Source organism: Paenibacillus sp. LBL, assembly GCF_029893715.1.
Classification (GTDB): Bacteria; Bacillota; Bacilli; order Paenibacillales; family Paenibacillaceae; genus Paenibacillus_AQ; species Paenibacillus_AQ glucanolyticus.
This window is the reverse complement of sequence record NZ_JARXYU010000018.1, coordinates 112,460-118,682: the sequence shown is the minus strand read 5'-3', so window position 1 is coordinate 118,682 and position 6,223 is coordinate 112,460. Positions and strand designations below refer to the sequence as shown.

Genomic DNA, 6,223 nt, shown 5'->3' with positions numbered 1-6,223 from the left:
TCGTCCTGAGCCAGGATCAAACTCTCCAAAAAGGTTTGACTTGCTCATTTAGAAACTGACGAGAATTTGTTCAATTCTCTATTTCAACGTTCCACCGAAGTGGTCCGTTTTACTCACTCGTTGTTCAGTTTTCAAAGATCAACTTCTTCGTTGTCGGTGCATCTCGTTCGCACCAGCAACTCTTATAATATATCACGTTTGTTCCGGTAATGCAAGAGGTTTTTTTAGAGAGTTTTTTAAGTTCTTATAACTTCCTCTCAACCTCAGCGTCCCATCGCATTCTTTCATTTCGCGACTGGATTTATAATGTATCATATTATTCAATGTGATAGCAATACATAATTTCTTCCAAATTCTATTTGCATTAGATTCTGCATTGAGGCTAGCATAACTAAACATTCGGAAGATTCATAGACATCCGAAACAAGCAAAACAAAGATGAATGAAAAGATACAGAAACATGGTCACAGCAAATAAGGAGGACCACCCTTTGATCCCCCTTACTTCATTAACAACTTGAAATCTTACCCTTTGATCCAAGGATTTTGGCGCTTGCTTCTTGATGCAGGAGATTGTTTGCGCGATTTTTTTGCTGCTGTTCTTGTTTTATTAGCCTGTTGACGGTTTACTTTCGCTCTGGATTTTGCAGCCTCTTCGACACCAGTATCTCTTATCGGCAAATCATCATCAGCATTCTCAAGCTCATTACTGCCAGAAATGTTGCTCTGCTGTGTCTCAAAAGGGCTAGGAGCAAACTGCTGCTCGTTTTGTCGTTCATTCCAGTTCTGCTCATATGGATTTGCAAATGAAGGATATGTGCCATGAGCTGCCGGGGAACCATATGCTCCTGCATTAAAATCCATCCCACCCTGCCATGGTTGATAAGGAACTCCAACGCCAGGTACGTGGTGACCGTGATGTTCATGTTGCGGGTACCCGTGATGAGGCATATTGTAGTACGGACTTATTTCTCCTCCATGGCACCCGCAAGGTGATGGAACATATCCGTAAGTCATTGCTGTATGATGATGCTCGGGATATGGCTGGTAGTTGGAACCCATACCGCCCGTATATGATTCCGTAATCGAGAATTGTGAATATTCCAAACTCATCGGTTGTTCAGATACTCCCGGGTATCCAGCCGTCGCATTCCCCCAGCCCTCATTATAAGAGACTGGCATCACTTCCTGTGAAATCTGGTGAAACGGATGTACCGCTTTGCCAAAATCCGCGCCTTGCCATTTTACAGGCTCATGATATCCCCATGGCCCTTCAGGAGAGACATATTGTGGCATCGTAAATGCTGGCGCATTTTTATGAGGGAATTCTGGACATGGATGTGGCATCATGTGAACTGGCATCTCCATAAATGGCGGGCACGGTTCCGCGATCGGATGAATCGGATGCGGCAGCGGCATGGTTTTGACAGGGAACGTATACTCAGGTTCAATGGGTTTATATGGCGGTTTAAATTCTGGTTTGAATTCTGGTTTGAATTCTGGTTTGAACTCAGGCATAACGACAGGCTTCTTAAATTCCGGCATCACTTCTGATTTCTTAATCTCCGGCATGATTTCCGGCTTCTTAATTTCAGGCATGATTTCTGGTTTCTTGATCTCCGGCATAATGATCGGCTTTTTGACTTCCGGCATCATTTCGGGTTTCTTAATTTCCGGTTCGATTTTCTTAGGTTCCTCTGGAAAAGGTGAAATCTCCGGCAGTTTTGGCAGAACCGGCGGTTCCGGTTCCTTCACTTCAGGTACCGGCGGCTGCTCGATCGGCGCCGTTATTTCTTCCTTCACACCCGTGTATTCCTTGCTGCCTGGTTTCTTCTTGCCAGGGGTCGATCCAGAGCTCATCGAAGTCCCCTCTTCTGCTCCTGTCTCCGTGTATACCCCTGATGACGGGATATTGACGACTTCTCCCACCAAAAGGGCATTCGGATTTTTAAGCTGCGGATTGGCATCAATGATTTCCTTCAAGGTAACTCCCCATGCCTTGGACAGCTTCCAGAGAGAATCTCCTTGCTTTACCGTATGCTTATGGATGATTGGCTGGCTGCCGCCAGGTACCGGAACAGGCTCTGTTGGTACTTTGATCTTGGTACCGACCTCGAGCTTATTCGGATCCACGAGCTGTGGATTGGCATCGATGATTTTCGCTAATGGGACGTCATATTTTTTGGACAGCTCATATAGGGTGTCGCCTTCCTTGACGATGTGTATCTTCACGCCGCTAAAACCTCCTACACTCTTCTAGGCGTCATGTAATTCGCCCGCTTTCGTTACTACATCCTATGCACGGAATAGGCGATTGACATCCCTCAAGACAAAAAAAATCCTTCCATCGACATGAAAGGATTGTTGAAGACACATAACGAGCTGTCCTATAAAATTAAGATTCCCATACTTTATAACCGTCTTGATCTACAATTTTGCGGAATTCTTCGAGCAGCTTCAGAGTAACCGGGCCAGCCTGCCCTTTACCGATAATCCGACCGTCAATTTCGCGAGCGGCAATAACCTCGGCAGCGGTTCCTGTAAAGAATACCTCGTCTGCAATGTATACGTCGTGCATGCTAAAAGGCTCTTCCTTCAATTTAATGCCCAGTTGATCGCATAAATCGATAATTGCCTGACGCGTAATGCCTTCAAGTGCTCCCAGATAGCAGGGCGGTGTTGTGACCACTCCATTTTTGACGATGAAAATATTATCCCCGGAACCTTCGGTCACATATCCTTGCGCATTCATCATGATCGCTTCATCCGCACCCGCAAAGTTCGATTGAATCTTCACAAGAATGTTGTTTAGATAGTTCAAGGACTTGATCTTGGGATTAAGCGCATCTGGAATGTTGCGGCGCTGAGCCACAGAAACGGCCTTCAAGCCGTTCAGATAAGCTTCCTCCGAGTAAATGGCGAGCTGCTCTACAATAATTAACACGGTTGGTTTAGGACAGCGCCGCGGATCCAGGCCCAGATTGCCAGCACCACGAGATACCACGAGACGAATATAGCCATTACGCATATCGTTGCGTCGAATGGTTTCTGCCATAGCCTCCAGCAGTTCATCGTATGCCAGTGGAATAACTAAATCGATGGACTTGGCGGAATCGTACAGCCGGTCCAAGTGTTCCTTGCACTTAAAGATGTTGCCGTTATATATCCGAATACCTTCGAATATACCGTCTCCGTACAGGAATCCATGATCAAAAACGGATACTTTAGCGTTCTCTTTGGTGACCAATTCTCCATCTAAATAGATCCATTGCTCTGACATTTACTTAACCTCCATCTTCTCACGCTCGTACGCATAGCCCGGATAAGACCCCAGCACGCGAACCAAACATCCAAGCGCTTCAATCTCTCCCATTGCTGCGACCAACAGAACGGAATCGGTAGAAGCCATGACATCGATATAAAAATAGTAATTACCAAGCTTTTTCTTCGTAGGGCGGGACTCGATGCGGGACAAATTCAAACGCCGCCATGCAAAAGCAGAAAGCACCTGATGCAGCGCACCCGGAACGTCTTCCGGCAGCGTAACCAGGATACTGGTTTTGATATGCTCCGGCGAACGGTTAATTGAAATCGGATCACGACCGATCAATACGAATCGGGTGTAATTGTTATCATGATCGGTAATACGCTCGGCAAGCACGTTTAATCCGTGTGTTGCCGCACCCAGTGATGTTCCGATCGCGGCCCACCCCTGGCCTGGATTATCCTTTACGATTTTAACCCCTTCCGAGGTGCTGCCTACCTGCTCCAGCTCCGCTTGAGGTGCTGCTTTTGCAAGAAACTGACGGCACTGCGCAGTCGCAACTTGATGGGACCAGATCTTTTTGATTTGACTGTAATCCATCGTTCCGTCACTCGTAAGGAATTCCGAAGCATTTCCGATTAAATTTTGGATGGAAGGATATACCCACTCAACCTGCATCGGCAGGTCCACCTCATTCACCAGCCAATCCATGTGAAGGCTTACCGATCCTTCAATGGTGTTCTCAATCGGGATAACGCTATAATCGCTCTTGCCTTCTACTGTAGACATAAATACATCAGAGATCAGTTTATAGTGCACAAACTCCACCGGCTCACCATTAAGGAGATAGCGTATCGCTTCATGAGATACCGATCCTGAGGGCAACAAGGCTATTTTTTTCATGAAGTAACTTCCCCTCTAATCATATCCAAAAAGGATTTGTTGTTTATATCATCCATCAGCTGAACACCTTCGGCAACTGGATTCAGCTGGTAACAAGCAGCCGAAATTCCTTCCGACTTCATCGTCTCCATCAGATACGTGCTCAGTTGTCCTTCTACTCGCGGATCTTTGCGGTCCACGAAAGCAATCATAGTCGGACCCGCCCCGCTAAGCGCGATACCGAGTGCTCCCTGGTCAGGTGCTTCCGTCAAAATCCTGGACATCCCCGGTACGAGCGGTGCCCGGTAGGGCTGGTGGATACGGTCTTGCATTGCAGCACGAATCAAATCCAGTCTGCCTGCGCAAAGAGCTGCTGTCATTAAGGAGGACCGACTAATATTATATACAGCGTCGGCTAAACTGACCTGGGCAGGCAATGCTTCCCTTGCCTTGGATGTCGCCAACTCAAAATCGGGAATGACTACGAGCGTTCCGAGGTCCGCCGGAGGTTCAATGCGCATATAATCCGCATGAGCTCCATCCCATACCGCCGTAATAATTCCTCCAAATAAAGAAGCCCCCACATTATCTGGATGCTTCTCAAGATTCGTCGCCATATCAAAAAGCTTGGAATCCGGCAATGGTGAGCCGATCAGAGCGTTGGCAGCTGCTAATGCACCTACAATGGCTGAAGCGCTGCTGCCAAGACCCCGGGTGAGCGGTATTTCAGAGTACATGGAAATTTCGAGTTCCGGGACAGATTGTCCCGCTTCCTCAAAAACCATCTGAGCCACCTTATAAATCAGGTTGCTCTTATCTGTCGGCAGACCGCCCATCTGATCACCATGAAGATGGAATCCGGTATGCTCCGACGCTTTGATCTCGATCCATGAATAAAGAGACAATGCCATGCCGAGTGTATCGAATCCGGGTCCCAAATTCGCCGTACTGGCCGGAACCTTCACCAGGACTCCTTGGGACAAACTCATACCTGCGCAGCTCCTTCAAGCTGAGCAATAGCATCCATTACGGCAGATTCTGTATCCGACACAACGAGCGGTTCGGATTTCACTGTGGAGATCGCGATGTTGGGATCCTTCAGACCATGTCCTGTCAGAACACAGACAACGGACTCCCCGCCTTTAAAATATCCTTCACGCTTCATTTTATAGACACCTGCAATGGAAGCAGCAGATCCAGGCTCGGCAAAAATCCCTTCCCGCGATGCGATTTTACGATAAGCTTCCAAAATCTCCTCGTCCGTAACATAGTTAATCTGTCCGCCGGACTCCTCTGCAGCAGCAACCGCCGTTTTCCAGCTGGCTGGATTCCCGATGCGGATGGCAGTGGCCACTGTCTCCGGATTCGCGATAGGCTCCCCTTTGACGATAGCCATCGCGCCTTCCGCTTCAAACCCAAGCATTTTTGGAAGTGAGGACGATTTGCCTGCGGTGTGATACTCTTTAAATCCTTTCCAGTATGCGGAGATGTTCCCCGCATTGCCGACTGGAATCGCCAGTACATCCGGCGCTTTGCCCAGTTGGTCTACGACCTCGAATGCCGCAGTCTTCTGGCCTTCGATACGATACGGATTCACCGAGTTCACAAGCGTGATCGGATGCTTCGCAGTAATCTCGCGAACGATTTCCAGCGCACGGTCAAAGTTGCCATCAATGGCAATGACCTTCGCTCCGTAAATCATCGCCTGAGCAAGCTTACCCAAAGCAATATTATTGTTAGGAATAATGACGATGCAATTCAACCCTCCGCGGGCAGCATAAGCAGCCGCTGCTGCGGAAGTATTACCGGTAGAAGCGCACATAATTGTACGGCTTCCCTCTTCCATCGCTTTTGCTACGGCCATCACCATTCCACGGTCTTTAAAAGATCCCGTAGGATTAAGTCCTTCAAATTTGAAATGCAAATCAATCCCGAGCTCTTCCGATAAGTTAACGGCTTTGATCAGTGGCGTATTCCCTTCCTTGAGTGTAAGAAGCGGAGTACGCTCATTCACCGGCAAATATTCTCTGTAGGTTTGAAGCAATCCTTCATACGGCATCTCTCTTGTTCTCCTTTT

General features: G+C 47.8%; 5 protein-coding genes. All 5 read right to left on the bottom strand.

Annotated features, from left to right (window positions below; translation table 11 throughout):
• Positions 1-524 precede the first annotated feature (524 nt).
• The gene (locus M2277_RS26740; protein ID WP_280756048.1) at positions 525-2,231 is read right to left on the bottom strand and encodes a LysM peptidoglycan-binding domain-containing protein; all 1,707 of its coding nucleotides are present in this window, start codon (positions 2,229-2,231) and stop codon (positions 525-527) included.
• A gap of 163 nt (positions 2,232-2,394) precedes the next feature.
• Positions 2,395-3,279 carry a branched-chain-amino-acid transaminase gene (gene ilvE, locus M2277_RS26735; RefSeq protein ID WP_063478871.1) on the bottom strand — a complete coding sequence of 295 codons (885 nt, stop codon included), beginning with the start codon at positions 3,277-3,279 and terminating at the stop codon, positions 2,395-2,397.
• Positions 3,280-4,167 (bottom strand): prephenate dehydratase, encoded by an 888-nt coding sequence (gene pheA / locus M2277_RS26730; RefSeq protein ID WP_006208827.1) that lies wholly within the window; start codon positions 4,165-4,167, stop codon positions 3,280-3,282.
• Positions 4,164-5,135, bottom strand: coding sequence for a homoserine kinase (thrB, locus tag M2277_RS26725; RefSeq protein WP_280756047.1), 972 nt, complete (start codon positions 5,133-5,135; stop codon positions 4,164-4,166). The genes pheA and thrB overlap by 4 nt, the downstream gene beginning before the upstream one ends.
• Positions 5,132-6,205 carry a threonine synthase gene (gene thrC / locus M2277_RS26720; protein ID WP_006208825.1) on the bottom strand — a complete coding sequence of 358 codons (1,074 nt, stop codon included), beginning with the start codon at positions 6,203-6,205 and terminating at the stop codon, positions 5,132-5,134. The genes thrB and thrC overlap by 4 nt, the downstream gene beginning before the upstream one ends.
• Between the last annotated feature and the right edge of the window lie 18 nt (positions 6,206-6,223).

Excerpts from the sequence above, each read along its gene's own strand:
- ilvE (WP_063478871.1), bottom strand. The coding sequence starts at position 3,279 with ATGTCAGAGCAATGGATCTATTTAGATGGAGAATTGGTCACCAAAGAG.
- pheA (WP_006208827.1), bottom strand. The coding sequence starts at position 4,167 with ATGAAAAAAATAGCCTTGTTGCCCTCAGGATCGGTATCTCATGAAGCG.
- thrB (WP_280756047.1), bottom strand. The coding sequence starts at position 5,135 with ATGAGTTTGTCCCAAGGAGTCCTGGTGAAGGTTCCGGCCAGTACGGCG.
- thrC (WP_006208825.1), bottom strand. The coding sequence starts at position 6,205 with ATGCCGTATGAAGGATTGCTTCAAACCTACAGAGAATATTTGCCGGTG.